Origin of the sequence: Streptomyces cavernicola (assembly GCF_029968035.1) — a bacterium.
GTDB classification, from domain to species: Bacteria; Actinomycetota; Actinomycetes; order Streptomycetales; family Streptomycetaceae; genus Streptomyces; species Streptomyces cavernicola.
In genome coordinates this window covers 71,314-95,826 of the sequence record NZ_JASCIQ010000018.1, presented here as the reverse complement: position 1 = coordinate 95,826, position 24,513 = coordinate 71,314, and the positions used below count along the sequence as shown (strand labels likewise).

At 71.7% G+C, this 24,513-nt stretch carries 25 protein-coding genes and 1 pseudogene; 10 read left to right on the top strand and 16 right to left on the bottom strand.

All coding sequences use genetic code 11. The annotated features are described in order from the left end of the window. Window positions 1-11: 11 nt before the first annotated feature. The gene (pdxR, locus tag QIS96_RS18420; RefSeq protein WP_282543716.1) at window positions 12-1,541 is read right to left on the bottom strand and encodes a MocR-like pyridoxine biosynthesis transcription factor PdxR; all 1,530 of its coding nucleotides are present in this window, start codon (window positions 1,539-1,541) and stop codon (window positions 12-14) included. A 59-nt stretch (window positions 1,542-1,600) separates the two neighbouring features. Beyond that, complete coding sequence (locus QIS96_RS18415; protein ID WP_282543715.1) at window positions 1,601-2,260, bottom strand: TetR/AcrR family transcriptional regulator; 660 nt, start codon at window positions 2,258-2,260, stop codon at window positions 1,601-1,603. A gap of 231 nt (window positions 2,261-2,491) precedes the next feature. Between QIS96_RS18415 and QIS96_RS18410 the strand changes: the two genes are divergently transcribed. Further along, complete coding sequence (locus tag QIS96_RS18410; RefSeq protein WP_282543714.1) at window positions 2,492-4,060, top strand: APC family permease; 1,569 nt, start codon at window positions 2,492-2,494, stop codon at window positions 4,058-4,060. 67 nt (window positions 4,061-4,127) lie between these two features. Here QIS96_RS18410 and QIS96_RS18405 read toward each other — a convergent pair whose 3' ends face one another. The 3 genes from QIS96_RS18405 to QIS96_RS18395 all read right to left on the bottom strand — a co-directional run bounded on the left by QIS96_RS18405 (window position 4,128) and on the right by QIS96_RS18395 (window position 5,454). After that, on the bottom strand, window positions 4,128-4,337 hold the full coding sequence (locus QIS96_RS18405; RefSeq protein ID WP_282543713.1) for a DUF397 domain-containing protein: 210 nt from the start codon (window positions 4,335-4,337) through the stop codon (window positions 4,128-4,130). An 80-nt stretch (window positions 4,338-4,417) separates the two neighbouring features. After that, the gene (locus tag QIS96_RS18400) at window positions 4,418-4,627 is read right to left on the bottom strand and encodes a DUF397 domain-containing protein (RefSeq protein WP_282543712.1); all 210 of its coding nucleotides are present in this window, start codon (window positions 4,625-4,627) and stop codon (window positions 4,418-4,420) included. Further along, window positions 4,624-5,454: a helix-turn-helix domain-containing protein gene (locus tag QIS96_RS18395; protein WP_282543711.1), complete on the bottom strand. Its 831-nt coding sequence runs from the start codon at window positions 5,452-5,454 to the stop codon at window positions 4,624-4,626. The genes QIS96_RS18400 and QIS96_RS18395 overlap by 4 nt, the downstream gene beginning before the upstream one ends. Before the next feature lie 119 nt (window positions 5,455-5,573). Between QIS96_RS18395 and QIS96_RS18390 the strand changes: the two genes are divergently transcribed. Genes QIS96_RS18390 through QIS96_RS18380 form a run of 3 tightly spaced genes read left to right on the top strand, consistent with a single transcriptional unit; the run spans window position 5,574 to window position 6,357 of the window. Then, a complete protein-coding gene (locus QIS96_RS18390; protein WP_282543710.1) occupies window positions 5,574-5,798 on the top strand; it encodes a hypothetical protein in 225 nt (74 codons plus the stop codon). Further along, the gene (locus QIS96_RS18385; protein ID WP_282543709.1) at window positions 5,795-6,022 is read left to right on the top strand and encodes a hypothetical protein; all 228 of its coding nucleotides are present in this window, start codon (window positions 5,795-5,797) and stop codon (window positions 6,020-6,022) included. Before QIS96_RS18390 ends, QIS96_RS18385 begins: the two co-directional genes overlap by 4 nt. Before the next feature lie 2 nt (window positions 6,023-6,024). Next, window positions 6,025-6,357 (top strand): hypothetical protein, encoded by a 333-nt coding sequence (locus tag QIS96_RS18380; RefSeq protein ID WP_282543708.1) that lies wholly within the window; start codon window positions 6,025-6,027, stop codon window positions 6,355-6,357. Between the two features lie 169 nt (window positions 6,358-6,526). Here QIS96_RS18380 and QIS96_RS18375 read toward each other — a convergent pair whose 3' ends face one another. From QIS96_RS18375 to QIS96_RS18345, 7 genes are all read right to left on the bottom strand, one after another. Next, on the bottom strand, window positions 6,527-6,814 hold the full coding sequence (locus QIS96_RS18375) for a hypothetical protein (RefSeq protein ID WP_282543707.1): 288 nt from the start codon (window positions 6,812-6,814) through the stop codon (window positions 6,527-6,529). Between the two features lie 174 nt (window positions 6,815-6,988). Continuing rightward, window positions 6,989-7,810 carry an SDR family oxidoreductase gene (locus QIS96_RS18370; protein WP_282543706.1) on the bottom strand — a complete coding sequence of 274 codons (822 nt, stop codon included), beginning with the start codon at window positions 7,808-7,810 and terminating at the stop codon, window positions 6,989-6,991. Beyond that, window positions 7,807-9,990, bottom strand: a complete 2,184-nt coding sequence (locus tag QIS96_RS18365; RefSeq protein ID WP_282543705.1) for an acetate--CoA ligase — start codon at window positions 9,988-9,990, stop codon at window positions 7,807-7,809. The genes QIS96_RS18370 and QIS96_RS18365 overlap by 4 nt, the downstream gene beginning before the upstream one ends. Then, window positions 9,978-11,168, bottom strand: a complete 1,191-nt coding sequence (locus tag QIS96_RS18360) for a Glu/Leu/Phe/Val dehydrogenase dimerization domain-containing protein (RefSeq protein ID WP_282543789.1) — start codon at window positions 11,166-11,168, stop codon at window positions 9,978-9,980. The genes QIS96_RS18365 and QIS96_RS18360 overlap by 13 nt, the downstream gene beginning before the upstream one ends. A 56-nt stretch (window positions 11,169-11,224) precedes the next feature. Continuing rightward, window positions 11,225-12,877, bottom strand: coding sequence for a thiamine pyrophosphate-binding protein (locus QIS96_RS18355; RefSeq protein WP_282543704.1), 1,653 nt, complete (start codon window positions 12,875-12,877; stop codon window positions 11,225-11,227). 1 nt (window position 12,878) lies between these two features. Next, window positions 12,879-14,036 (bottom strand): acyl-CoA dehydrogenase family protein, encoded by a 1,158-nt coding sequence (locus QIS96_RS18350; protein WP_282543703.1) that lies wholly within the window; start codon window positions 14,034-14,036, stop codon window positions 12,879-12,881. A gap of 312 nt (window positions 14,037-14,348) precedes the next feature. Beyond that, window positions 14,349-14,729, bottom strand: coding sequence for a hypothetical protein (locus QIS96_RS18345; RefSeq protein ID WP_282543702.1), 381 nt, complete (start codon window positions 14,727-14,729; stop codon window positions 14,349-14,351). 253 nt (window positions 14,730-14,982) lie between these two features. Here QIS96_RS18345 and QIS96_RS18340 point away from each other — a divergent pair, with 253 nt between their 5' ends. Then, window positions 14,983-15,927, top strand: coding sequence for a hypothetical protein (locus QIS96_RS18340; RefSeq protein ID WP_282543701.1), 945 nt, complete (start codon window positions 14,983-14,985; stop codon window positions 15,925-15,927). Between the two features lie 80 nt (window positions 15,928-16,007). Here the strand turns inward: QIS96_RS18340 and QIS96_RS18335 are convergent, their stop codons facing one another. Together QIS96_RS18335 and QIS96_RS18330 are read right to left on the bottom strand one after the other, a co-directional pair. After that, complete coding sequence (locus tag QIS96_RS18335; RefSeq protein WP_282543700.1) at window positions 16,008-16,373, bottom strand: hypothetical protein; 366 nt, start codon at window positions 16,371-16,373, stop codon at window positions 16,008-16,010. Window positions 16,374-16,387: 14 nt separating this feature from the next. Further along, window positions 16,388-17,632 (bottom strand): helix-turn-helix transcriptional regulator, encoded by a 1,245-nt coding sequence (locus tag QIS96_RS18330; RefSeq protein ID WP_282543699.1) that lies wholly within the window; start codon window positions 17,630-17,632, stop codon window positions 16,388-16,390. Between the two features lie 334 nt (window positions 17,633-17,966). Between QIS96_RS18330 and QIS96_RS18325 the strand changes: the two are divergent. From QIS96_RS18325 to QIS96_RS18310, 4 genes and pseudogenes are all read left to right on the top strand, one after another. Then, window positions 17,967-18,332 (top strand): annotated as a pseudogene (locus tag QIS96_RS18325) (ATP-binding protein); the annotation flags it as partial. Between the two features lie 106 nt (window positions 18,333-18,438). Next, window positions 18,439-19,398, top strand: a complete 960-nt coding sequence (locus tag QIS96_RS18320; RefSeq protein ID WP_282543698.1) for a radical SAM/SPASM domain-containing protein — start codon at window positions 18,439-18,441, stop codon at window positions 19,396-19,398. Window positions 19,399-19,412: 14 nt separating this feature from the next. Further along, the gene (locus tag QIS96_RS18315) at window positions 19,413-20,597 is read left to right on the top strand and encodes a methyltransferase domain-containing protein (RefSeq protein ID WP_282543697.1); all 1,185 of its coding nucleotides are present in this window, start codon (window positions 19,413-19,415) and stop codon (window positions 20,595-20,597) included. A 120-nt stretch (window positions 20,598-20,717) separates the two neighbouring features. Further along, window positions 20,718-21,224 (top strand): GNAT family N-acetyltransferase, encoded by a 507-nt coding sequence (locus tag QIS96_RS18310; protein ID WP_282543696.1) that lies wholly within the window; start codon window positions 20,718-20,720, stop codon window positions 21,222-21,224. 56 nt (window positions 21,225-21,280) lie between these two features. Here the strand turns inward: QIS96_RS18310 and QIS96_RS18305 are convergent, their stop codons facing one another. Both QIS96_RS18305 and QIS96_RS18300 read right to left on the bottom strand, forming a co-directional pair. Then, the gene (locus tag QIS96_RS18305) at window positions 21,281-22,234 is read right to left on the bottom strand and encodes a sigma-70 family RNA polymerase sigma factor (protein ID WP_282543695.1); all 954 of its coding nucleotides are present in this window, start codon (window positions 22,232-22,234) and stop codon (window positions 21,281-21,283) included. Window positions 22,235-22,243: 9 nt separating this feature from the next. After that, complete coding sequence (locus tag QIS96_RS18300) at window positions 22,244-23,452, bottom strand: NAD(P)/FAD-dependent oxidoreductase (RefSeq protein WP_282543694.1); 1,209 nt, start codon at window positions 23,450-23,452, stop codon at window positions 22,244-22,246. Window positions 23,453-23,697: 245 nt separating this feature from the next. Between QIS96_RS18300 and QIS96_RS18295 the strand changes: the two genes are divergently transcribed. Continuing rightward, a complete protein-coding gene (locus QIS96_RS18295) occupies window positions 23,698-24,510 on the top strand; it encodes a YhjD/YihY/BrkB family envelope integrity protein (protein WP_282543788.1) in 813 nt (270 codons plus the stop codon). The last annotated feature ends 3 nt before the right edge of the window (window positions 24,511-24,513 follow it).

Sequence of the window (24,513 nt, the reverse complement as noted above, 5' to 3'; positions counted from 1 at the left end):
CGAACCAGGTCCTAACGCCGACCGGTCGCCTCGCGCACCGCGGCGGCCAGCAGGGCGACCCCCTCGGTGATACGGGGGACGGGCAGGGCGGCGTATCCCATCAGGAACGTGGGCTCGGTCGGCGGGTCCTGGACGAAATAGCCGGACGCGGGGTAGATCCGGACCCCGCGTGCGGCGGCCAGGCGCGCGATCTCGTCCTCCGGGACGCCGCGCGCACCGATGAGGGTGACCAGGACGTGCAGGCCCGCCGCCTCCCCGGAGATACGCACCTCGGCGCCGAAGTGCTCGTACAAGGCCTCCAGGAGGCGGCGTCGGCGCTGCCGGTAGAGGCGAGTCATACGGCCGATGTGGCGGGCGTACGCGCCGGTGGAGATGAAGTCCGCGAGTGCCTCCTGGGCGACTGTGGGCGTCAGCCTGTCGGTGATCCACTTGACGCCGAGGAAGGGCCGCACGAGATGCGGTGGCAGTACCGCATAGCCGATCCGCAGGGCGGGGAAGAGCGTCTTGCTGAAGCTGCCCACGTAGACGACCGTGTCCCGGTGCCGCTCGGCGGCCAGCGCGGGCAGCCGCGCCTCGGAGAACGTGAACTCGTTGTGGTAGTCGTCCTCAAGGACCGTGGCCTCATGCGCGTACGCCCACTCCAGGAGTCGGCGCCGCCGCCCCTCGGACATGATGAACCCGGTCGGGAACTGGTGCGACGGCGTCACATACACCAGCTTCACCCGCCCCGGATCGTGTCCCTGGGCCTGCACACAGGCGTCGATGTCCGCCACCCGCAGCCCCTCCTCGTCCACGGGGACGGGCACCACGACAGCCTCGGAGCAGCCGAAGACCTGGCGCAGCACCGTGTGGCTGGGGTCCTCGATCACCACCACGTCACCCGGCTCGACCAGCATCCGGACGAGGATGTCCAGGGCCTGGGTGGCGCCGCCGGTGACCATGATGTGGTCGGGGGAGGCGCTGAGAGCCCGGCTCTGCCGGACGAGAGCGGCGATCTCCCTCCGCAGCGTGAGCGATCCCTCGGCCGGGCCGTAGCCGAGCGCGGCGACATCGGCGCGCCCGTACGCGTCGTGCAGGGACTGCCGCCAGCGGGCGACGGGGAAGTCCGCGAGCGCCGGGGTGCCGTGCCGGAAGTCGAGTGCGGTGCCGGGGTGATGCGTGGGCGGCGGCTCCCAGGGCTGCCAGAGCGCGTCCCCGCCGTCCGTGGCCCTCGGCGGCTGCGGGGCGAGCGCCGGGGGTGCTGTGCCGGGAGCCCGCACCCCGGCCCGGGGTGGGGCGGCGCTGCCCGCGAGGCCTGCGATTCTGGTGCCGGAGCCGCGCCGGGCGGTGAGGATGCCGTGGGCACGCAGGAGTTCGTAGGCGCGGGTGATGACGGTCCTGGACACAGCGAGCTGCTGGGCGAGTTCGCGCGACGCGGGCAGCGGGTCGCCCGCCCGCAGCTGACCCGACCGCACCAGGGCGGTGACCTGGTCGCACACCTGCTGCTGCAGCGGCGTACCGCCGTCCCGGTCCAGGACGATGAGCAACTCCGACGACCCCACGTCCCCCTCCTTTCCCCCGCTCGGGCCGAGTCTGCCACGGCGGCGGGCCAGGAGCGGTCTCAGCCCGCGGCCGACGACGCCCCGCGAGGGACGCTCTGCCCGCGCCGCACCCCCGTCAACTCCGCCTGATCCACGCCCAGTTCACGCGCCAGCGCCTCATCCGTCCAGCGCAGCATCGTCGTACGGGGCAACGAGCCCGCGTACGCCGTCATCTGGACGGCGAGGCCGTCGAGGAGGGCCGTCAGGCGCCAGGCCGTGGCCTGCGGATCGTCGCAGTGGAACTCGCCGGCCGCCACGCCCTCCGCGATGACCTCGGCGAGGGCCGCCTTCCACTCCTGGTCGAGTTCGCGCGCCACATCGCGCAGCGCCGGGTCGCGCAGCGAGGCCGCCCAGCCCTCGATCCACACCCTCCAGCCCTTGGCCTGCCCCGTCGGCGCGTACCACCGGACCGCCGCGCGCAGGCGGCGCAGCGCCGTCGTGCGGCGGCCGAGGAGTTTCCGCAGATGGGCCAGGTCGCCCTCGGCGGCGAAAGCGTACGCGGCGGCGACGAGCTTCTCCTTCGTCGCGAAGTGGTAGAGGACCAGGGCGTTGCTGACGGAGAGCGCCGAGGCCACGTCGGCGATGCGCACCGCGCTCACGCCGCGCGTATCGATCTGCTCCACGGCCGCGCGCAGGATCTCCTCGCGCCGCTGCTCCACGCTCAACCGGACTCGTGCCACGCCGCAACCCTACACACGGGCCGCCCGGCTCCGGGCGGCCGGTGCCGGGGCGGCCGGTACCGGCGCGGGGGGAGGCCGTACCAGGGCGTGCGTGATCTCTTGACAGCGTGCCGCGCCGGGTCCACAGTCCCCTTTACTGACTGGCCGTTCAGTCAGCAGTCAGCAGTCAGCAAGGTGAGTCGCCCCCGCACGCATACGAACTCCCCCTACCGCCGCCGTAGGAGTCAATCCGTGACCCAAGCACCTTCCACCCCTGTGACAGGGGCAGCCGACGCAGCCGCCGCCGAGGCGCCCGACCTCTCCGAGGGTTGGGGCGAGCAACGCGGCCGGCTCCGCAAGGACCTGCGCCGCCTCGACGTCCTGTTCTTCCTCATCTGCACGCTCGTCGGCCTCGACACCATCGGCTCGGTCGCCGCCCAGGGCCCGCAGGGCCTGACGTGGATGGCGATCCTCGCCGTCGCGTTCTTCCTGCCGTACGGGCTGCTCGTCGCCGAACTCGGCTCCGCCTTCCCCGTGCAGGGCGGCCCCTACGTGTGGACCCGGCTCGCCTTCGGGCGGCTCACCGCGGGCGTCAACCAGATCCTGTACTGGATATCCAACCCCGTGTGGGTGGGCGGCAGTCTGTGCATCATCGCCATCTCCACCTGGGAGGAGTTCTTCACGCCGCTGCCCGGCCTGTGGAAGTACGTCGCGGGCCTCGTCTTCATCTGGGGCGGCGCGCTGACCGTCGTACAGTCCGTGCGCGTCGGCAAGTGGGTGCCGATCGCCGGGGCACTCGCGCGGATCGTGCTGCTCGGCTTCTTCCTCGTCTCCGTCGTCGTCTTCGCCTTCCAGAACGGCGTACACCCCCTGCCCGCAGGCGAGTTCACACCCACCTACGTCGGTTTCGTCGCCCTCGTCCCCGTCCTCATCTTCAACTTCGTCGGCTTCGAACTGCCCTCCTCCGCCTCCGAGGAGATGAAGAACCCGCGCCGCGACATCCCCCTCGCCATCCTCCGCTCCGGCGTCGCCTCGCTGTTCCTGTACGGAATGCCCATCCTCGGCATCCTCTTCGTGCTGCCCAGCGACGACATCGGTAGCCTCGGCGGCTTCATCGACGCCTGCAAGTCCGTGTTCACGGTCTACGGGGGCTCCATCGCCGCCGACGGCACCGTCACCCTCACCGGGGCAGGCGCGGTGTTCGGCGGGATCGCCGCCGCGGGCCTCATCATCGGCCTGCTCACCAGCGGCGTCGCCTGGGCGATGGGCGCCCACCGCGCGCAGGCCGTCGCGTGCGCGGACGGTGCGGGGCCGGCCTGGCTCGGCGTGATCTCCGAGAAGCGCGGCACGCCGGTACGGGTCAACATGCTCTCCGCGGTGCTCGCGTCGCTGCTGTTCGTCATCGCGCTCAACCTCACCGAGGGCGACGGGGAGAAGTACTTCGCCGCGGGCCTCGGCCTGACGATCAGCACCACGTTCATCTCGTACGTCATCACGTTCCCGAGCCTGCTGGTGCTGCGCCGCAAGTACCCGGACGTGAACCGGCCGTACAGCGTGCCCGGCGGCCGCTTCGGCGTGTGGCTGGTGACGCTGCTGTCGACCGGGTTCGTCGCGTTCACCGTCGTGGTGCTGATCTGGCCGGGCTTCGGCGTGGGCTGGTTCGGCACGGACGGTTCCCCGGCGGATTCGTTGCCGGAGTCCTTCGCGGGCGAGCGTCTTGCGTACACGTTGACGCAGGTGGTGCCGCTGGCGCTGTTCCTGGTGGTGGGTCTTGTCTTCCACGCGCTGGGCTCGAAGGCGCGGAGGGACAGGGAGGGCTAGCTCTGCCGGGCGGCCCCGTCGTACCCCAACTCGGGGGTGCGGCGGGGCCGTTGTGGTGCTGGGACGTTCAGAGGTTGCCCAGCTGGCCGTCCTTGACGCCCGCGACGAAGGTCGAGAACGCGTCGGGGTGGACGTGCAGGTTGGGGCCGGTGGGGTTCTTGGAGTCACGTAAGGGGACTGTGCCGCGGGTGGTGGCGAGGTTGGTGGCGACCTCTACGCAGTCGCCGCCGTTGCTGCTGTGCGAGGACTTGAACCAGTTCGGGGCTTCGGTCGTCATCTGTACGTCCTCCTCGTAGCCGTCGGCCCCGCCGTTCCCCAACTCTGGGGTTCGGCGGGGCCGTTGTGGTGCTGGGACGTTCAGAGGTTGCCCAGCTGGCCGTCCTTGACGCCTGCGACGAAGGTCGAGAACGCGTCAACGTGGACGTTCAGGGCGGGGCCAGCGGGGTTCTTGGAGTCGCGGACTGGGACCACGCCGTGCGTGGCGACGAGGTTTGCGGCGATCTCGACGCAGACTCCGCCATTCTCGCTGTACGAGGACTTGAACCAGCGGGGGGATTCGGTCGTCACGGGGTGCCCTTTCTCAACTGGTTAATCATGGCCACGGACTCCGCTTGAGAGAGCGCTTCGGCCTGGAGTTGATGGTATGCCGTCAACAGAGGCACCACGGAAGCAGTTTCCCGTTCGAGCTGGCCCCTGTGGGCAGACTCCGCATAGGAGAGCAGGGAACGGCTCGGTGTCGTCAGTACGTACAGCGGCAGGCTGAGTGGTCGACGGTCACCCATGTCGAACGGGGCGACCTGCAACACGGTGTTCGGCAGTGCGGCGAAATCGACCAACCGTGCCAGCTGGTCGCCCATGACCGCAGGTCCCCCAACGGGTCGCCTAAGACAACTCTCGTCGAGCACCACGAAGACCAGCGGCGGCGGTGTCCGGCGGAGAGACGCCTGCCGCGTCGTGACGAGCGAGAGTCGTTCCTCTCCTTGCTCGGACGTGATCGAGCCCCTCTCAACGGCCCGTGCGGTGAGCGTTGATGCGTACTCCGGTGTCTGGAGTATTCCGGGGATCACGCCGACCTCGTAGAGCCTGACCTCTGCCGCACGTGATTCATGCGCGATGTACTCCGAGGACCCTTCCAGCAGGGCTGTATACCTCACGGCGCGACTCTGGCGAACGAGCTTGTCCCCAGATCCCAACGCCTTATCAGCACTTGCCGCGAACTGGGTAGTTGGAGGACGCCGACCAGTTTCGACGGCAGAAATATGTGTTCCGGAGCATCCAATGCGCTCCGCCAGTTCGTCCTGGGTCCAGCCCTTCTCGTCTCGTAACCTGCGAAGAAGCAGGCCGAACGCCGCACTTGGCGATTTCTCGGGGTCCAGCTCGTTGCGGTTCGCCATCAAGTCGCCCCACTCTCCGACCAGTTTGCGCAAGTTGAAGGTGAGTCGAGGCTAGGTCACTCTGAGGGCTCCCGGTAGTCGTTTGACTACAGAGAGGAGTAATTGTGTGCCCAGCCCACATGCCAAGCCCCGTTCCCCGCGTCGGAACCCTCCTCCTGGACGTGATCCGCGACCAACTCGGTGAGTTCCGAGGAGAGTTGGGGACGCGCTGGTTTCTGCGGCCCGCGCTCGGCGGGCGGGAGTGGGAGGTCGCTCCCGAGCACACCCGGGCCGCCACCTCCGAACAGCGCCTACGCGTAGAGACCGCTCGGGCGAACGCCCGATCCCGAGGAGAGCTGCTGTGAGTCACGACAAGAACGAACTGCTGAAGCAGGCGGAGGCCGCGCGTGAGGAGTTGGACGCGGCGCTCACGGCGGCCGGCGTCGTCCTGCCGTCCCTGGGCGTGGACCTGATCGCGTACACGGCTCAACGCCCGTTCGCCCTGGTCGAGTTGGGGCGCTGCAATGTCAGTACGGCCAAGGCCCTCGCCGCCGCCCTGCGGGCCGGAGCGGGAGCCGGAGTCACCTGACCATGTACGAGCTCTTGGCCCGCGTACTGTCCTGGCCGGCCGCCCGCTTCAGTGTGGGGCGGCGGCCCGGCCGGCACAGTGCGCAGTACCTCGCCGCCCAGCGGGCCGACGTACCCGATCCCGAACCGGAACCCGTGTCCCCGTGGGCTCGGCCCTGGACCTCGCCCTCGGCGGCGGAAGTGCGGGCGATCTTCCGGGACGAGCGGATTCTCGCCCTGCCGCCGCTGCAGCGCGAACGCGCATGGGCCGCCGCGTTCGCCGAGGTGGGCGTGGACTACGACCACCCCGCCGAACCCCTCGCCAGCCTCGTCACCCCCACCCGCACCGCCGCCTGACCCCCCCTCGAATTTTCATGTCACACCGAGACATAAAAAAATCCCCCGGGGTGGCGGGGTGGTCGACGGCCCATGGAGGAACGCCCGGCCCGGCGATGAAGCCCCGAGGGAGGCCGACAGCAAGGACGGGGACGAGCGCAGCCGGGGGGCTACGGGCTCGTGACGGTGCTCAGGCGTTCTCCCCTTGGTCCTGCTCGGCGGCCTCGACCTCGAACAGGGGTGAGCTGTTGGCCAGTTGGCCGGTCACGTACGCGACGATGTCGTCCACGTTCACGGACTTGTCCAGCTGGGACATCTGCACGTTCTGCGCGCCCTCCAAATCGCTGTGGGCGACATCGCCCGGACCACTCTCGGTGATCACGGTCAGGTCGTCGTCGGCCACTGCTGCCGGAACTGCGACAAATCCCAGTGCGATCGCCAGGACGGCCGTGACTGCCGCGCGTGCAACATTCCGCATATGTCCAACCTCCGCTTGATCGATTCCCGGAGCCGGCCTGTCAAGGCCCCGTCGCCCCATGGTTCGACGGTCGGTCGAGACGCAGGACGACATTGCGCTCTTTCCACGCTTTTAGGCCTCGTACTGTCTGCTGAATCGGCGGATCGACTCATGCACCCGAGTGGCAACCCGCCGCTAGCCCCGCCCGTACACCTGCTTCCCCAACCACTGCCCCCCGTCCACCGTCAAACAGTCGCCCGTCAGATACGAGGAGCGTTCGCTCAGCAGGAACAGTGAGGCGTCGGCGATCTCCTCGGGGGCGGCGAAGCGGCCCGTGGGGACCGTGGCGAGGACCCCGGAGCGGGCCTCGTCCGTGGCCCACAGCGCCGCGCCCGCGCCCTCCGTCTCGGTGGGGCCGGGGGCGATGCAGTTGAGGCGGATGCCGAGCGGGGCCAGCTCGACGGCGAGAGTGCGGGTCATGGCGAGGACCCCGGCCTTCGCGGCGGCCGAGTGCACCGTGCCGGGGTGGCCGTGCCAGGCGTACGTCGCGATCACCGAGAGCACCGAGCCGCCCGTGCCCTGCTCGCGCAACTGCCGGGCCACGGCCCGCGTGCAGTAGTACGAGCCGTTGAGGACGATGTCGACGACCGCACGCCAGCCGTTCGGGCTGAGGTCGATGCCGGGCGCCACGAAGTTGCCGGCCGCGTTGTTGACCAGACCGTCGAGCCGGCCGAACCGCTCCACGGCCGCCGCCACCAGAGCGTCCACGGCGGCCGGGTCGCGTACGTCCGTCGGCACGGCGAGGGCCTGGCCGCTGCCGCTCTTCTCGATCAGGGCGACCGTCTCGTCCAGCTTCTCCGGGGTGCGGCCCGCGACCACGACCTGCGCCCCGGCCCCCGCGAGGGCGAGGGCGATCGCCCGGCCGATGCCGCTGCCGCCTCCGGTCACGATGTACGTACGGCCGGTGAAGCCCCAACCCCCGGCGCTGTAGGCCGAGTTCGCCGTCAGATCGTTCATGCGAGGACTCCGTGTGCGTCGAGGGCGATCGCGCCGCCCGGGTGGACCAGCAGGGGGTTGACTTCCAGTTCGGACAGTTCGGGGTGGTCCGCGCCCGCCCGTGCCACCGCGCACAGCGCCGCGGCGGCCGCGTCCAGGTGCACCGGCGGCGCACCCCGCCAGCCGGTGAGCAGCGGCGCGTGCCGCAGAGACAGGAGCAGCGCGCGGGCCCGCTCGGGCGTGAGCGGCGCGAGCGCGACCGCCGTGTCCGCGAGGAGCTCCGCGGTGACCCCGCCGATGCCGACCATCGCGACCGGGCCGAACGCCGGGTCCCGCCGTACGCCGACGATCAGCTCCACCGCGTACGGCGGGGACACCATGGCCTCCACCGCGTACCGTTCCGCGCCCGTCCGCGCGCGCATCCGGGCGAACGCGGCGCGCAGCCCGTCCTCGTCGGCGAGACCGAGCGCCACCCCGCCCGCCTCCGTCTTGTGCGCCAGGCCCATCGCCTTCAAGGCCAGCGGGTAGCCGGTGCGGTGCGCGGCGGCCGCCGCCCCGTCGGCGTCCCTCACGAACTCCGCGGCGGGGAAACCGAGTCCGTACGAGGCGAGCAGGTCCCGTACGGACTCGTAGCCGCCGTCCCCGACGGCGAACGGCGCGCCCGCGGGTTCGGGTTCCGGGGGTGCGGCGGGCGGGGTGTGCAGCCGGGCCGCCCCGGCGAGCGCGACCGCCGCCTCCTCGATCCGCTCGTACACCGGCACCGCGTGCGCCCGAAGGACCGCCAGGGCCGGTGTGTCGCGCGCCATGGTGTGCACGATCAGGCGACGCCCGAACTCCCTTGCCACAGCCGCGAGTTCACGGGCGATCTCGCACTCCCGGTCGGCCTGCGCGGGGTTGGCCGTCGCGTAGTCCCCGAAGTAGCCGGTCAGTACGACGGCGTCGGCGTCGCCCGTGGCGAGGAGCGCGCGGACCACGCGGGCGTAGCTGCCCAGGTCGGCCTCGCCCGCCCCGGCCAGGTCGACCGGGTTGCCGCAGGCCGCGCCCGGCGGGAGTTCGGCGGCCACGGCCCGGACCGCGTCCGCGGAGAGGCCGGGCACGGCGAGCCCGCGCGCCGCCAACGCGTCCGCGGCGAGGGCCCCTTGCCCCCCACTGTCGCCGACGACGGCCACCAGGAGGGGGCGGGGCGACACGGCGGGGGAGGGGGCGCTCACCCCAGGGGTGCCCACGCCCAGGGCGCTCACCCCAGGGGCGCCCACCTCCAGGGCCTCACCCAACTGCGCCCCACCCAGCAGGCACATCGCCGTGTCCACCAGCTCCCCCGCCGTGTCGAGGAGCAGCGCCCCCGCGTCCCGGCACACCGCCTCCACCGTCGCCCGGGTGCTGACCAGCGCCCCGGTGTGGGAGGCGGCGGCCCGGCCGGAGGCCTCGCTGCGGCCGACGGTGAGCAGCAGCACCGGCTTGCCCGCCGCGTGCGCGGCCGCGAGGGTGCGGGCGAGCCGCCGGCCGTCCCGGAAGTCCTCCACGTACGCGGCGACGATCCGGGTCGGCGGGTGGGCGATCAGCGCGTCCAGGGCGTCGGCCGCGTCGATGTCCCGCTGGTTGCCGAGCGACACGAAGCGGGAGAAGCCCTGTCCCGCGCGGGCGAGGAGCCGGCCGATCTCCAGGGCCAGGTTGCCGCTCTGCGAGACCAGGCCGACCGCCCCCGCCGGGAAGTCGCCCCAGCTCAGGCGCAGCCCCGAGGTGGTGTCGACGACGCCCATGCAGTTGGGGCCGAGCAGCCGCGCCCCGCCCGCCGTGACGAGCGAGGCCAGCTCCCGCTCCTCCGCCGCGCCCGTGCCGCCCGAGGTGATGACGGTGAAGCAGCGCGCCCCGGCCGCGAGGCCCTGCTCGACCAGCGGCCTGACCTGCGGCGGCGGTACGGCCACCACGACATGCTCGGGCGCGGTGGGCAGCGCGTCCAGGCCGGGCAGGAACGGCACGCCCCGCAGTGCGCCGCCGCGCCGGTTGACCAGGTGCACGGCCCGGTGCTGCTGTCCGTCGAGGGCGCCGGAGGCCAGCCAGTAGCCCCACTTCTCCGGGTTCGCGGACGCCCCGACGACGGCGACGGAGCGTGGGTCGAACAGCACGTCGAGCCCGGCCCGCCCCGCGGATTCCGCGCCCGCGGCCTTCTCGCAGGACTGGTCGGCCGTCACCTGTACCACCCGAACCTCTCCGCGATCAGCGGCAGCCGGTCGGCGACGATCGCGTGCGCCGCGGCGCGCGGAGTCGTGCCGTCCGACGCGGCCCGCGCCAGCATCTGGTCGATAAGGGCGCGCATCGAGCGGCGGGTGTACGCGAACGCCTCGTCCGCGTCGGCCCCGATGTCGCCGAAGAGCGTCCACCACCACCAGGCGTTCGTACCGGAGTTGACCACCACGTCCGGTAGCACCTGCACGCCACGCCCGGCGAGCAGTGCCTCCGCCTCGGGCCGCACCGGCATGTTGGCCGCCTCGACGACCCAGCGCGCGGCCGGGCCGATCTGCCGCTGGTTGGCCGCGTCCACGGCGTACGACACGGCGGCGGGCACGAGCACCTCCGCCTCGACCGACAGCCAGGCCTCACCGGGCAACTCCTCGTCCCCGGCGCGCAGTTGCGCGCGGTCCACCGCCCCGTACGCGTCCCGGGACGCGAGCAGCGCCTCCACGTCGAGGCCGTCCGGGTTGGCGACGGTGCCCTTCACGTCGGCGACGGCCACGACCTTCAGGCCGGCGCGGGACAGGAACCGGGCCGTGGCCCCGCCCATCGTGCCGAAGCCCTGCACGGACACCCGCGTTCCCGCGTACGGGACTTCGGCCCGGTCGAGCGCCACGAGCACCGACTCGGCGACGCCGCAGCCGCCGACCAGCTCGTCGAGGCCGATGCCGTCGACCTCCACGGCGAACGCGTCGGCGAGCCGCCCGCGCGCCGCGCCCTCGTCGTCGAGCAGCGGGTACACGGCCTGGATGGACGAGACGAGTCCGGCCTCGGCGGCCGCCTTGTCGACGATGTCCTGGGTCAGGCCCAGGTCCTCGCCGGTGGTCCAGAAGCTCTCGATGTGCGGCCGCATCGCCTGCAGATAGCGCACGAGCACCCCGTACGCCTCCGGGTCCTGCGGGTCGCAGTCGATGCCGCCCTTCGCGCCGCCGAGGGGTATGTAGCGGCCCTCGGGGTTGTAGTGCAGGGCTTCCTTCATCGTCATGCCCCGGGCCAGGCCCGCGACCTCGTCGAGCGTGCAGCCCGCACGCATCCGCAGGCCGCCGCTGGACACGCCGCGCACGAGCCGGTCCACGACGAGGAAACCCTGCCGGCCGGTGACGTGGTCGGTCCAGGTCATGGAGATGAGGGGAGCGGGATCGGTCATACGGTGTTCGGTCGTGCGGTGCTCGGTCATACGGTGCTCGGTCGTGTGGTCGTCGGTCATACGGAGGCCTCCTCGGGGACGGTGATGACGGTGGGGCCGGGGGTGCGCAGCGCCGTAGCCAGCGCCTCGGCGAGCGCCTCGGGCGTCGACGCGTGCGCGCCCGCACCGCCGTACGCGCGGCACAGCGCGGCCAGGTCCACCGGCGGGTGGTCGACGGCGAGGGGGGTGTTGCCGCGGGCTTTCATCTCGTCGCGGATCTCGCCGTACCCGCCGTTGTCGAACACCACCACCGGCAGCGGCAGGCCCAGCTGCACGGCGCTCGCCAACTCCTGTACGGAGAACTGGAATCCGCCGTCCCCGCTCAGCGCGACCACCTGCCGCTCGGGCTGTGCCGCCTTCACGCCGACGGCCGCGGGCAGCGCGTAGCCGAGCGTCCCGAACCCCGTCGGATGCAGGAAGCGGCCGCGCGGGCCGACCGGCAGATGCGGCAGCGCGCCGTAGTAGCAGCACTGGGCGCTGTCCGAGGTGAACACCGCGTCCGCGTCGGCCACGTCACGGATCGCCCGCAGATACGGCGTCCAGCGCGCGTCCCGCCCGGCCGTCGCCGTGTCCCGCGCGGCCCGCAACTCGGTGACGGCCGTGTGCGCGTCCGGCCGGGGCGCGCTCTGCGCTCGCGCGTCGCGTACGGCGGCGACGCTGCGGGCCAGCGCCCGCAGGCAGTCCCGCGCGTCCCCGACGAGCGCCACGTCCGCGCGCAGCCCCGCGTACATCTGCGCCGGGTCCACGTCCACGCGGATCAGCAACTCGCCCAGGGCGTCCGGGGGTTGGATCCACAAGTCGGACTCGGCGAGCTCCGTGCCCACGGCCAGGACGACGTCGCAGTCGGCGAGCGCCTTCTGCACCGACGGGTCGTGCAGGGACACCCCGAGCGACAGCGGATGCCCCTCGTCGACGACGCCCTTGCCGTTGGCCGAGGTGACGACGAGCGCCCCCAACTCCTCGGCGAGCGCCCGGCATTCGGCCCCCGCGCCCCGCGCGCCCCCGCCGAGGACGAGCGCCGGCCTGCGGGCCGAGCCCAGTGCCTCGGCGGCCTCCCGCACCGCCGTGTCGGACGGCCGGGGTGCGCCGGAAGGCGGTGCGAGCCGCACCTCGCCGACCGGTTCCACGGCCCCGAGCAGATCCAACGGCACCTCGATGTGTACGGGGCGTGGCCGTCCCGTACGGAACAGGGTGAAGGCGCGCGCCACGGCCGCGCCGATCTCCGCGACGCTCGACACCCGGTGGCTGAACGCGGTGACGGCGCGCAGCGCCTCCGTCTGGCTGCGCATCTCGTGCAGCAGGCCCGTCGACTGCCGCGGGTGCCTGAGCGGCATACCCGGCGACACGACGATCAGCGGCACGCTGTCGGAGTACGCCTGCCCGGCCGCCGCGGCGACGTTCAGGAGCGCGGGCCCGGTCGTCGTGACCACCACGCCGGGCCGCCCGGTCACGCGCGCGTACGCGTCCGCCGCGTACCCCGCCCCCTGTTCGTGACGGGGCGTCACATGCCGGATGCCGTACGGCTCCAGATGCCGGTAGATCTCCAGGTTGTGCGTGCCGGGGATGCCGAAGGCGAGATCGGTCCCGTGCGCGGCGAGCGCCCGCACGAGCGCCTCGCCGCCGGTCAGGGCGGCCCCGTGGCGCTGCTCCGCAGCGGATCCCGTCGTCACGTCACACGCTCCGCGCGATGACGAGCCGCATGATGTCCGAGGTGCCCTCTTCGATCTCCTCCAGCTTGGCGTCCCGCATCCACTGCTCGACCGGGTACTCCCGCGAGTAGCCCCAGCCGCCAAGGGTCTGCACGGCGGCCCAGGTGCAGTACGCGGCCGTCTCGGACGCGGTGAGCTTCGCCATCGCCGCCTCGGCCGTGGCGTCCAGGCCCGCGTCGAGCCGCTTCGCCGCCCGCCAGGTCATCAGGCGGGCCTGCTCGATGCGGGTGCGCATGTCCGCGAGCCGGAAGGCGACCGCCTGATGCTCGATGATCGGCTTGCCGAACTGCCGCCGCGTCTTGGCGTAGTCGGCCGCGTACTCGTACGCCGCCCTCGCCACTCCGGTCGCGGCCGCGCCGAGCACGGTCCGGGAGATGTCGAACGTACGCATCAGGCCGCTGAAGCCCTGGCCCTCCTCGCCGAGGCGGTCGGCCTCGGGCACGAAGGCGTCGGAGAAGAAGATCTCCCGGCAGACGATCGCGCGCTGCCCCATCTTGCGCATCGGCTCCCCGAACGACACCCCGGGCGTGCCCTTGCGCAGCAGGAACGCGGTCACGCCGCGGGCGCGCTGTGTCGGGTCGGTCTTGGTGAAGACGACGTACTGCTCGGCCTCCCCGGCGTTGGAGATCCACGCCTTCTGGCCGTTCAGGACGTACCCGCCGGAGCTGCGCTGCGCGCTGGTGGTGATGGACGCGGCGTCGGATCCGGAGCCGGGCTCGGTGGTCGCGAGCGAGGTCATCGGCGAGTCCACCCCGGCCAGCGGCGTCAGCCACTCCCGCTGCTGCTCGACACTGCCCAACTCCAGTACGGGATCGGCGAAGAAGCCGTTGGAGCAGAGCAGGTTGCCGATGCCGAGGTCCCCGACGCACAGCTCCTCCTGGGCGAGGACCTGCGTGAACACATCGGTGAAACCGCCGCCGCCGAACTTCTCCGGGAGCATGAACCCGGTGATGCCGACCTCCGCGGCCCGGCGCCACAGATCCCAGGGCGTCTCGACGTCCGCCTCGTCCACGGCTCGGGCCCGTGGCCTGATCTCCTCACGGGCGAAGGTGCGGGTGAGCTCCACGATGTCGCGCTGCTCGGATGTCAGCGGAACGAGCTCGGTGGGCAGGTCGGTCATGGGTGCCTCCAGGCACGACGACAATCCCTCAACTACTGAATGTCGGGTCAGTATCTGGAGCCTGGAGCGTCCGCGTCAACAGGTTGGTTACTGAATCGTGGATCAGTTTCGGGGGAGGGTTCCCCGGGGGCCGTGCGAGGGTTTGCCCGGCGGCTGCGTCGCGGAGGGCGGGTGGGCTGGGCGCCCGTGGAAAAAGCATGTCTCACTGAGACATGACTGAAGTGAGGTCACCGGTCGGCAGGCCCCGGAGGCCGGCACGGAGAGAGCCCCGCCCGGACGCCGGGCGGGGCTCTCTCCTCTCAGGAGGCGGGCTCAGTGGGGGAGGAAGACTACCGAGCGCAGTTCCAGCTGGTCGGTGGCCGGGTTGCCGTGCGGGCGCAGGGTCCACGAGTCGCCCGTGCAGTCGGGCTCGGTGAAGACGACCGCGACGGAGTCGGTGTCGTTGTGCGGCGCGACCGCGGGCAGCGACGAGTAGGGGTCGGCCGCCTCGGGGATCTGCACGCACGTCCCGCTCGGGGGGTTGTAGAGCGTGTGCGACTGCGGGCCGGTGAGCCCGAGGTGCACATAGTTGAATTCACCGGTGGCGGCGTGGGCGGGGGCGGCCAGGACGGCCGTGAGGGCGAGGGCGCCGCCGGAGGCGGCGAGGGTGTGACGCAGACGCACGAGGGTTCCCGTTCCGTCGAGATGGATCATGGCGCCCTCACGGATACCGGCCTCGCGCCCCCGTCATGCAGAGCCCGGCGGACGGAAGGTTTCACCTTCACCCGCACGGCGCAGGCACGACACCGCACGGCCCCGTCCGCGGAGCCGCCGAACGCCGAACGCTGCGCGGCTTGTTGTCTCCCCGCACGATGATCGCTACGGTCCGGCCAGCACGCGTCTACGCGCGTCGCACACACATTCCCGGCACGTGCCGACCCGGCTCGCCCGCATCTGAGAGGCCCTCATGCAGCCGCACCGCAAGCCCCTGCTCCTGGCCGCCGTGGCCACCCTCGCGCTGGCCGCCGCGCCCGCACCGGCCCCCGCACCGGCCGCCCCGGAGCCCGCCGTCGCCTGGCGGCAGGTCGGCGACGACGCGCGCACCGGCATCAGCGGCCTCGCCCTCACCGCGAACACCGCCGAACGCATCGAGGCACTCGTCGTACGCGACAACAAGAAGCCCGGCGACAGCAGGATCGCCCAACTCACCTACGAGAAGGGCGAGTCGGGGACGGCGTCCGTCACGCCCGTCGTCTGGGACGGGCCGGAGCCGGTCGACCTGGAGGCCGTGGAGGCGGTGCCGGGCGCACCCGGCGAGTACGTCGCGCTCGCCAGCCGCGGCCTGATCTACCACCTGCGCGCCACGGGCGGCGCGGTGGAGGTGCTCGACGTGTCCCCGCTGCCCGCGATCAACGAGGGCGCCGACTTCGAGAGCTTCGCGCTCGCCCCGCAGCCGGGCGGAACGGTCGCGGTCTGGGCCGACCGGGGCGCGGGCACGAGCCGCCCCGCGACGGTCTTCGCCGCCCCGTTCTCCTTCGACGCGTACGGCAACGCCACGTTCGGAGCCGTACGGCAGCAGCACTTCCGGGCCTCCGCACCCGAGGGCGACATCCGACACGTCTCCGACATCGCCGTCACCGACTCCGGCCGCATCCTGGTGAGTTCGGCCTCGGACGCGGGCGACGACGGCCCGTTCGCGTCGGCGGTGAACGAGGCGGGCCGAGTCGCCCTGGACGCGCCGGGCCAGCGGGTCCGCCTGCGGATCGACTACGCGCCGACCGTCCTCGGCACCTTCCCTGAGCGCAAGATCGAAGCCCTGGAGTGCCTCCCGAACAGCCCCGACGCCGCCCTCGGCACAGACGACGAGAACCAGGGCGGGCACGTCACGGTGGCTTCCCTCTGCGGGAGTTGAGCCCCACCGGCGCACGCCGAACGTACGAAAGCGCCTCTGCTCCGGCACGCAGCCGCGAACGGGGGCGCTTTCGGCGTTGCTCAGCTGGCCGCCGCTTCGATCGCCTCGAAGACGTCCGCGTCGGTCTCCTGCTGCCACTTGGGCAGTTCGGGCCAGTCCGCGACATAGCCCGGCTTCGGCTCCTCGAAGTGACGGTACATCTGTGCCGTCCAACACGTCGCGACGAAGCGGCTCTTCTGTTCCCTCGTGAGGCGCGAGGCATGTCCGCCGCTCACGTTCAGGAACTGCCGCACCTGCTCGTACACCGCGCCGGCGGCTTGCCGCTCCCACTCGGGGGTGCCGTCCCACGGAGTCACGTACCCGGCCTTCGGCTCGCCGGGGAAGTGCTCGCGTACACCGGTGATCCACGCCTCACGGAAGAGCCGGGCCCCTTCTGACTGGGACATGGTTACCCCTTTCATCACGTCGTGCTCAAAGCGGCGATCTCTGCCCCGAGCTCGGCGACACGGGCGTCCTGGTTCAGTGAGCCAAGCTCGCGGCGTAGCCCTTGGAGTCTACGGGCGACGTATCCCGAAGCAGATTCCCGGGCAAGCCGCACCGCTTCTCTGCCGTACGCGAGTACTTGGTCGGGGTCTCGGCGCTTGGCCCCGATGGATGCGAGGTCACTGAGCACGACTCCGCGTCGGCGAAGGCTCTGCCCCTGTGCAAGGGCACCGTGCTCCAAGACGGAGACCAGCGCCGTCTCGGCCAGGTCGAGTCGGCCGAGTTGGACGTATCGGGCACCGCGCTCCTCCGCCAAGCGCGAGCCGTCGAACCGCAGCCATCCGCCGTTGTGTCCGGGGTCGGTGAGGTGGTGCACCTGCTCGGCCTGGTCGAGTGCGCGCTCGCACGACGCCAGATCCCCGAGTCCCGCGTACGCCTCGGCCATCACGGAAGCCACCCAGTATCGCGTCGAGAGTGTGCCGTCACCTCGCCGTGCGACGTCCTGAGCAGCACTCAACGTGCGTGCCGCTTCCGCATATTGACGTTCGTAGAGGTCGACATATGCATGCCGCACGAGCGCACAGGCCCACAGATCGAAGGCTCGCGCGTCGCGGCTCGCCGAGGCGGCCAACGTGTAGGACGCCGCGGCGTCCATGTATCGGTTTCCGTCGAAGGAGAGTTCCCCGGCGAGCTGGAACAGATCCGCCGCAGCACCGCACAATGCACGTGATTCCGCACCTGAGCGGCCGCCCAGAGTTCTTGTGAGAGAACCGATCTGTTCCCGCACGATGGGATACACGGATCGTTTGGAGCGGGCCAGCTGATACACCTGCCAGAGGTGGCCGTTCATCCGGGTGTAGTCCGCGGAGCTGCCTCGCTCCGCTCTGTCCGCGAGCGCCTCGGCCTCGTCGGCCGGTAACGCCATGACCGCTCCCGAGACGGTGAGCGCCCGGAGAAACTCACGTCGAATCATGTCGTCGTCCCCACTGTGATCGCTGGGCGGCGACCCTGCGGACGTCTGCTCGACTCCAGGTGTACGGAACATGTCGTCGAGTTCGACAAGGTCGACTTTCAGAAGCTCAGCCAGCTTCGGCCGTAAGGGCGGTTGAGGGGTGGTCTTGCCCTTTTCCCAGCGACCGACCGTGGTGCGGTCGACGCCGAGTTCACCGGCGAGTTGTTCCTGACTGTAGCCGAAGACCTTTCGCCGCTCCGCAAGACCCATGACGGCCTCCCTTCCCACGTACGTTCCCGCCGCACGCACAGGTGCAGCGCCCCCGTGCACATGGCTGCGTCAAGACTGCCGCATCGATGCCGTGGAGTCCTCCAACTCCGGGTGGTTCCCTGGACGTTGACCGGCATCAACCACCGATGAGGGGTGCGATGTGAACGTGCATCATCGGATGCTGCGTGAATGTGCCTACTGCCCGAATCCCACCCCGACGCTCGCCGTGCCTGGGAGCAGAGCCCTGCGGTTGACGACCACCACCCTCACCACGCCATCGCTCTCGCCCCCGACGCCGACTGTGCACGTTGAGTGAACCTTCAGCCGCACCCGCAGGGCAGTCCCGCGAGCACGCCGCTTCGTACGTGAGGCGATCACCGGCCACGTAACGGACCACCGCGCCGCCGACATCCTCGTCTGCGCGTCCGAGCTGGCGACCAACGCGCTCCAACACACCCCGCCGGGACGCATGTTCCGCGTCGCCGTCACCATCACGGACGGCGTCGCCCTGCGCCTCGACGTGCACGACGCGGGCGACGACCTGCCGCAGGTACACGAGGCCGCCGAGGACGACGAGCGGGGCCGCGGCCTGCTGCTCGTCGCGACCCTCGCCGACGACTGGGGCACCGCACGGCGCGACGGTCCCGGAAAGATCGTCTGGGCCGTCTTCCGAGCGCTCGCCGCCGACGCCACCTTCTGAATCGGGAACCGAGGTCCTGGACCCGTTCCGCCCCTGAACCCACGCCCTCTGCCGGTGACGACCCTGACCTGGTCACACGGCACAACTATGAGGAGGAGAGCACGACATGACCGCTGTACTCGAACCCCCGACCAACACCGTTCTCGTCGTCCCCCCGTTCCTTGAGCTGGAAATCACCGGGCGCTGCCAACTCTCCTGCACGCACTGCTATGCCGAGTCCGGGCCGACCAAGGGGCACGGCAACATGACCGGCGACGACTGGCGTCGGGTCCTCGACGAGGCCGCCGCCATCGGCGTGGAGCGGGTGCAGTTCATCGGCGGCGAGCCGACCACGCACCCCGAGTTCACCGCCCTGGTGAGGCACGCCCTCGCCGCCGGGCTCACGGTTCAGGTCTACAGCAACCTCTACCGGGTCCGGCCCGAACACTGGGACCTGTACGAGGACAAGCGCGTGAGCCTGGCCACCTCGTACTACAGCGACCTGCCCGCCGACCACGACCGGGTGACCGGCCGCAAGGGCTCCCATGCGGCGACCCGCGCGAACATCATCGAGGCCGTGCGCCGGGGCATCCCACTGAAGGTCGGCGTCATCAATACGCGTGCGGGCCAGCGCGCCGAACAGGCCCGCACGGAGCTGGATTCCCTGGGCGTCGGCCAAGCGAGCATCGACCACGCGCGCGGGGTCGGCAACGCGGCCAGGACCTCCGCGCTCCCGTCCACGTCGGAACTGTGCGGCAGGTGCGCCAAGGGTATCGCCGCCGTCCTCCCCGACGGCACCGTGGCCCCTTGTGTGATGGGCCGGTTCCTCCCCGCGGGACAGGTCCGCACTGCCACCCTGGAGGACGTGTTCACCTCCGCCCGGTGGCAGGAGGTCGCCGCGAGCATCCCACAACGTGGGCCGACGGCCTGTGCCCCGGACTGCAAGCCCGCCGACTCCGACTCGTGCCGGCCCGCCTCCGGGTCGCCCTGCAACCCGATGGGCTACGCCCCCACCTCGGCGGGGTGTTCGCCGGACGACTCGGCGTGCCAGCCGGGACAGCCCGCCTGCCTGCCCAAGTTCCCCTGAGAGGAGTCCCGTTCGTGGACCGGACACAACTGGACTGGGAGTTCCACGCCCGCCGGATGGCCGAAGAGACCGTACGGCCCGAATCCCGCTGGCATCAGCCTCTCGCCCACACGCCCCGCCACCTGTTCGTCCCTCGCTGGTGGACACCCACGGACCACGAGGGCACACGCGTCTACGAGGTGAGCGACGGGCCCGCCGATCCCGAGGGGTGGATGCGCGCCGCCTACAACGGCACCCGCTCCCTGATCACCCGGGTCGGCCCGCACCACGCCGACCACGCCGCACTCGACGCGCGGGTGTCGGAGACGTGGCCGACCTCGTCGTCCACGCTGCCGAGCCTGGTCGTGCTGATGTACCGGCACGCCGTCATGGCCGACACCTCCCGCGCCTTGGTGACCTGCGGCAGCGGCTACGGCACCGCCCTGGCCTGCCGACGCCTCGGCGATGCCCGGGTCACGAGCGTGGACGTGGACCCGTACCTGGTGCGGGCCGCCGAGGAACGGCTTGCGGCAGCCGGCCACCGCCCCACCCTGGAGGTCTGCGACGTGACCGGCGACCTGCCCGGCACGTACGACCGCATCGTCTCCACCGTCTCCGTGAAGACCTTCCCGGCCTCCTGGCTCAAGGCCCTCGCCCCCGGCGGACGCCTCGTGACCACCCTGTCCGGCACCGGCCTCCTCATCACCGCGGACAAGACCGACGACGGCGGCGCCATCGGCCAAGTCGCACCCGAATCCGCCGGGTTCATGCGCGCACGCCACGGCGACGACTACGACCCCGCCCCCGACGACACCGCCCTGTGGGACAGGGCCCAGCACGCCGACGGCGAGCACATCGCCCCCGGCCTGTATCCGGTCATGCGCGTGAACGACACGTGGGACGTACGCTCCACACTCGAACTCATCGCACCCGGCATCGACCACCGCATGCACGTGGACCAGGACGGCACCCGCACCGCCTACATGCTCCACCCCGACGGCTCCTGGGCCCGCGCCACAGCCACCGGCCCGCGCGAACTCCCGGTGGTCCACCAAGGCGGTCCCCGCCGCCTGTGGGACGAACTCGACCGCATCCGCACCTGGCTCGTCATCGACGGAGACCTCCCCGTCAACGGCGCCGCCGTACGCATCACCCCGGACGGCACCCTCACCCTGGCCCGAAACGGCTGGACCGCAACCTTGTGCCCTGACAGCCGGTGAGCCTGATCCTCCGCCCGCACATCCAAGCCGCGCGGCGGACGTTGCCAAAGGGCGCGAACTCCTCGTCGCCTCCGGCGCAAAGACGCCCGAAGTGACTGACTGGATCGAGGAGTCTCGCCAATGGACCTGAGGCAGTACGGCCACGCTGACGCGCAAGCTGTGCGTTCGATGCTCCTGGACATTCATGACGAGGTGTACGCGGACAACCCCGACCCGTTCCACTCCCGCGAACGGTTCTCGTACTTTCTGGATCTGTGGTCTTCCCGAAAGAACTGGAGGTGCGTATCCGGCTGGGAGAACGGCGGTCCGGTCGGCTACGCGTACGGCTCGGTACTCGCCCCCGGCGGCTGGTGGAGGGGGAGCACCAGACCGAGCGGTCCGCGAGGCCCCGTGTTCGCGCTGTCCGAACTCATGGTGCTGGCCAAGTGGCGAGGGACGGGTCGCGCCCAGAGGATCCATGACGCGCTGATCGCGCCTGTGCCGGCGAATGCGGTGTCGCTTCAGGTGGAGAGCGCACACGACAAGGTCCTACGGCTCTACGAGAGTTGGGGTTACCGGCAGGTGGACGAGTCGAAGGCGCACGACGACTCACCCCAGTACGCGGTGATGTTGAAGTGTCTTCCCTAGGCCGACGCGTTCCGCCGCGACGCCGTCGCAGCCCTCGACGCCCGCTCCGGCTCAACTCACCACGTCTCGATGAGCGGCGCCTCCGGCTCAGGGCGTCGCCGCTGCCGCCGCTGCCACGCCTCGTCCAGGCGCGCGAGCCTGGGTGTCGCGGCGATGCCGTGCAGGGTGTTGATCCTGCCGTCGGTGACGGCGAACGCCACCGCGCCCGCCACCCGGCCGTCGACCACGGCCAGTACCGCCGGAGCGCCGTTGACCAGCGCCGGGTACATCGAGACCGGGCCGCCGGCCAAGCGCCGCTTCGCGGCAGTGGGTTTGAAGCCGGCCCGTACGAACGAGGCGACCCGCTCGCGGGAGTCGAACCGCAGCAGCCGCCTGGCCAGTCCGGCGCCGTCCGAGACCGCGACCACGTCGGCCGTGAGCAGCTCCACCAGGCGCTCGGTACGGCCCGACGTGGCGGCGGAGAGGAACTCCTCGACGATCCGGCGGGCGGACGCCGGGTCCACCTCGTCGCCGGCGCGCCGCTCGGCGGCGATGCGGCGGCGGGCCCGATGCACATGCTGCTGACTCGCGGACTCGCTGATGCCGAGGATCCCCGCGATCTCCGCGTGCCGGTACGAGAAGGCCTCCCGCAGGACGTACGCGGCCCGCTCCACCGGCGCGAGACGCTCCAACAGGGTCAGCACGGCCAGGGACACCGACTCGCGCTGCTGGTACGTGTCGGCGGGGCCGAGCATCGGGTCGCCGTCCAGGAGCGGCTCGGGCAGCCAGGCCCCGGCCGCCCGCTCGTGCCGCGCCTGCGCAGAGCGGAGCCGGTCGAGGCAGAGGTTCGTGGCGACCTTCGTCAGCCAGGCCTCCGGCACCTCGATGCGCTCCCGGTCCGCCGCCTGCCAGCGCAGAAACGTGTCCTGCACGGCGTCCTCGGCGTCCGCGGCCGAGCCGAGCAGACGGTACGCGAGGGAGGCCAGCCGGCCCCGGCCGGCCTCGAAACGGTCGACGGCCGCACTGTCCATGCGGGCAGCCTAGGCCGCGACCCGCACGGCGGACGGGGCGGGCGCGGTGGTCGTACGGCGGCGGCGCTTCGGCAGGCCGAAGGTCGGGTGGGAGATGCCCCACGCGGCGCCCTTCAGCACGCCCGCCTTGAAACGGACCGCGGTGCGCCCGCCCACGTACCAGGGCTTCACCCGGGCCTCGTCGTCCACCATCTGGAAGATCGCGTCCCGCCTGCCGAGGCTGATGTGGTTGCCGTAGTACTTCAGTCCCGTGGTCGGGACCTTGCCGCCGGTCAGGCGGGCGATGATCGCGCCGGTCGCCTGCATGTTGGTGAAGCCCGCCGAGGCGCAGGACATCGGCAGCGGCCGGCCGTTCTCGCCGATGGCGTAGGCGCAGTCGCCGGCGGCGTAGACGTCCGGGTGCGAGACCGAGCGCATGGTGCGGTCGACGACGATCTGGCCGGTCTCGGCGACCTGGAGGCCGCCGGCTGCCGCGAGGGGGTGCACGGCGAACCCCGCCGACCAGACGGTCACATCGGCCGGGAGCGAGCTGCCGTCGGCGGCGAGCGCCCGGTTCGGCTCGACCGCCTCGATCGCGGTGTGCTCGTGCACGGCGACGCCGAGCCGGTCGAAGGCCCGGTGCAGATGGCCGCGCGCCTTCGGGGAGAGCCAGGCGCCCAGCTCACCGCGGGCGGCGAGCGCGACCGACAGGTCGGGCCGGGACTCGGCGAGTTCGGCGGCGGTCTCGATCCCGGTCAGGCCCTCGCCGACGACGAGGGCGGCCGCGCCCGCGCCGAGCGCGGCGAGCCGTTCGCGCAGCCGCAGCGCCGAGGACAGACCGGTCACGTCGAAGGCGTGCTCGGCCACACCGGGGACGCCGTGCCGGGCCACGGAACTCCCGAGCGTGTAGAGGAGGGTGTCGTACGGGATCTCGCCGGAGCCGGAGCCGTTCACGTGGTCGTCGGCGGCGGTCACCGTGACGGATCCGCGGTCGGGGTCGATGCCGGTGACGCGCGCCAGGCGCAGCCGCACCCCGGTGCCCGCGAACACGTCGGCGAGCTTGCGGACGCCGAGGTCCTGGCCGGCCGCGAGCTGGTGGAGCCGCATCCGCTCGACGAAGTCGGGCTCGGCGTTGACGACGGTGATCTCGGTGTCGGCGGGAGAGAGCCGACGGGCCAGGTTCCCGGCGGCGAAGGCCCCGGCGTATCCGGCGCCGAGGACGACTATGCGGTGCTTCATGGCGTGCTCCTGTCTCGTACGCGCCTCTCGTACGCGTCCGTTCGCGTGTCCCTTGAACGGGGCGGCGTCCCGATTGCTGACAGGCGCTGCTATGACCTGCGTCACAGTGACATCAGGGTGATCACGCCGGGGGAGCCGCTGACGGTGCCGGGGCGACGGGTAGGCCACTCTCTATGCGCGCGAACTCTTCCGGCTCCGGCTCCGACTCCGGCTCCGGCGCGGGCGGCCCGTCGATGTGGTGGCGGATGTACGACGCGGCGGCCCGGTCCGCCGCGGTCCGCATCTGGCGGCGCGGCAAGGACCTGGAGCTGATGCACCGGTCGATGGGGCTCGCGGCGCTCGGGTTCCTCACGCTCGTGCCGCTGCTCATCGTGGTGGCGGCGGTCGACCCGGCCCAGGGCCAGGGCTTCGCCGAGTGGCTCGGCAGGGGACTGGGCGTGTCGATGGGCGCGCAGCGGGAAGTCGCGGAGCTGTTCGCGTCGCCGCGCAAGGCGCTGGAGTCCACCACCGCGTTCGGTCTCGCGGCGCTCGCCGTCTTCGGCCTCACCTTCGGCGCGGCCCTGCAGACCGGCTACGAGAAGGCGTGGGAGGTGCCCGCCGCCCGCTGGCACACCATGTGGCGGCACGCGGTGTGGCTGGCCGCGCTGATCGGCTACCTCTTCGCCTCCGCCCAGATCACCCAGGACCGCGGGGCGGGCGAGATGGCCTTCGTGACGTCGCTCTGGCACTTCGCCACCGCGATCCTGAGCGCCGTGCTGTTCTTCTGGTGGTCGCAGCGGCTGCTGCTCGGCGGCCGGGTCCAGTGGCGGGCCCTGCTGCCGGGCGCGGTGCTGACGGCGCTCGGTCTGGTCGGCCTGCGGGTCTTCTCGCAGCTGGTGTTCTCGCCGCTGATCGCGTCCAACGCGGTCGCGTACGGGGCGTACGGCACCGTGCTCGTCGTCCAGTCCTGGCTGGTCGGCGTCTCGGTGGTGGTCTTCGGCGGCGCGGTGGTCGGCCGGCTGGTGCACGAGGAGTACCCGCGCCTCGCCCGCCTGCTCCGGGGGCGTCGCCGTACTTGAAGG

Bases quoted from the DNA above. Each gene is read 5' to 3' on its own strand.
- QIS96_RS18405 (WP_282543713.1), bottom strand. From the start codon at position 4,337: ATGACGACCGAAGCCCCGAACTGGTTCAAGTCCTCGCACAGCAGCAAC.
- QIS96_RS18395 (WP_282543711.1), bottom strand. From the start codon at position 5,454: ATGGCGAACCGCAACGAGCTGGACCCCGAGAAATCGCCAAGTGCGGCG.
- QIS96_RS18390 (WP_282543710.1), top strand. From the start codon at position 5,574: ATGCCAAGCCCCGTTCCCCGCGTCGGAACCCTCCTCCTGGACGTGATC.
- QIS96_RS18380 (WP_282543708.1), top strand. From the start codon at position 6,025: ATGTACGAGCTCTTGGCCCGCGTACTGTCCTGGCCGGCCGCCCGCTTC.
- QIS96_RS18375 (WP_282543707.1), bottom strand. From the start codon at position 6,814: ATGCGGAATGTTGCACGCGCGGCAGTCACGGCCGTCCTGGCGATCGCA.
- QIS96_RS18370 (WP_282543706.1), bottom strand. From the start codon at position 7,810: ATGAACGATCTGACGGCGAACTCGGCCTACAGCGCCGGGGGTTGGGGC.
- QIS96_RS18360 (WP_282543789.1), bottom strand. From the start codon at position 11,168: ATGACCGATCCCGCTCCCCTCATCTCCATGACCTGGACCGACCACGTC.
- QIS96_RS18350 (WP_282543703.1), bottom strand. From the start codon at position 14,036: ATGACCGACCTGCCCACCGAGCTCGTTCCGCTGACATCCGAGCAGCGC.
- QIS96_RS18345 (WP_282543702.1), bottom strand. From the start codon at position 14,729: ATGATCCATCTCGACGGAACGGGAACCCTCGTGCGTCTGCGTCACACC.
- QIS96_RS18340 (WP_282543701.1), top strand. From the start codon at position 14,983: ATGCAGCCGCACCGCAAGCCCCTGCTCCTGGCCGCCGTGGCCACCCTC.
- QIS96_RS18335 (WP_282543700.1), bottom strand. From the start codon at position 16,373: ATGTCCCAGTCAGAAGGGGCCCGGCTCTTCCGTGAGGCGTGGATCACC.
- QIS96_RS18330 (WP_282543699.1), bottom strand. From the start codon at position 17,632: ATGGGTCTTGCGGAGCGGCGAAAGGTCTTCGGCTACAGTCAGGAACAA.
- QIS96_RS18320 (WP_282543698.1), top strand. From the start codon at position 18,439: ATGACCGCTGTACTCGAACCCCCGACCAACACCGTTCTCGTCGTCCCC.
- QIS96_RS18310 (WP_282543696.1), top strand. From the start codon at position 20,718: ATGGACCTGAGGCAGTACGGCCACGCTGACGCGCAAGCTGTGCGTTCG.
- QIS96_RS18305 (WP_282543695.1), bottom strand. From the start codon at position 22,234: ATGGACAGTGCGGCCGTCGACCGTTTCGAGGCCGGCCGGGGCCGGCTG.
- QIS96_RS18300 (WP_282543694.1), bottom strand. From the start codon at position 23,452: ATGAAGCACCGCATAGTCGTCCTCGGCGCCGGATACGCCGGGGCCTTC.
- QIS96_RS18295 (WP_282543788.1), top strand. From the start codon at position 23,698: ATGTACGACGCGGCGGCCCGGTCCGCCGCGGTCCGCATCTGGCGGCGC.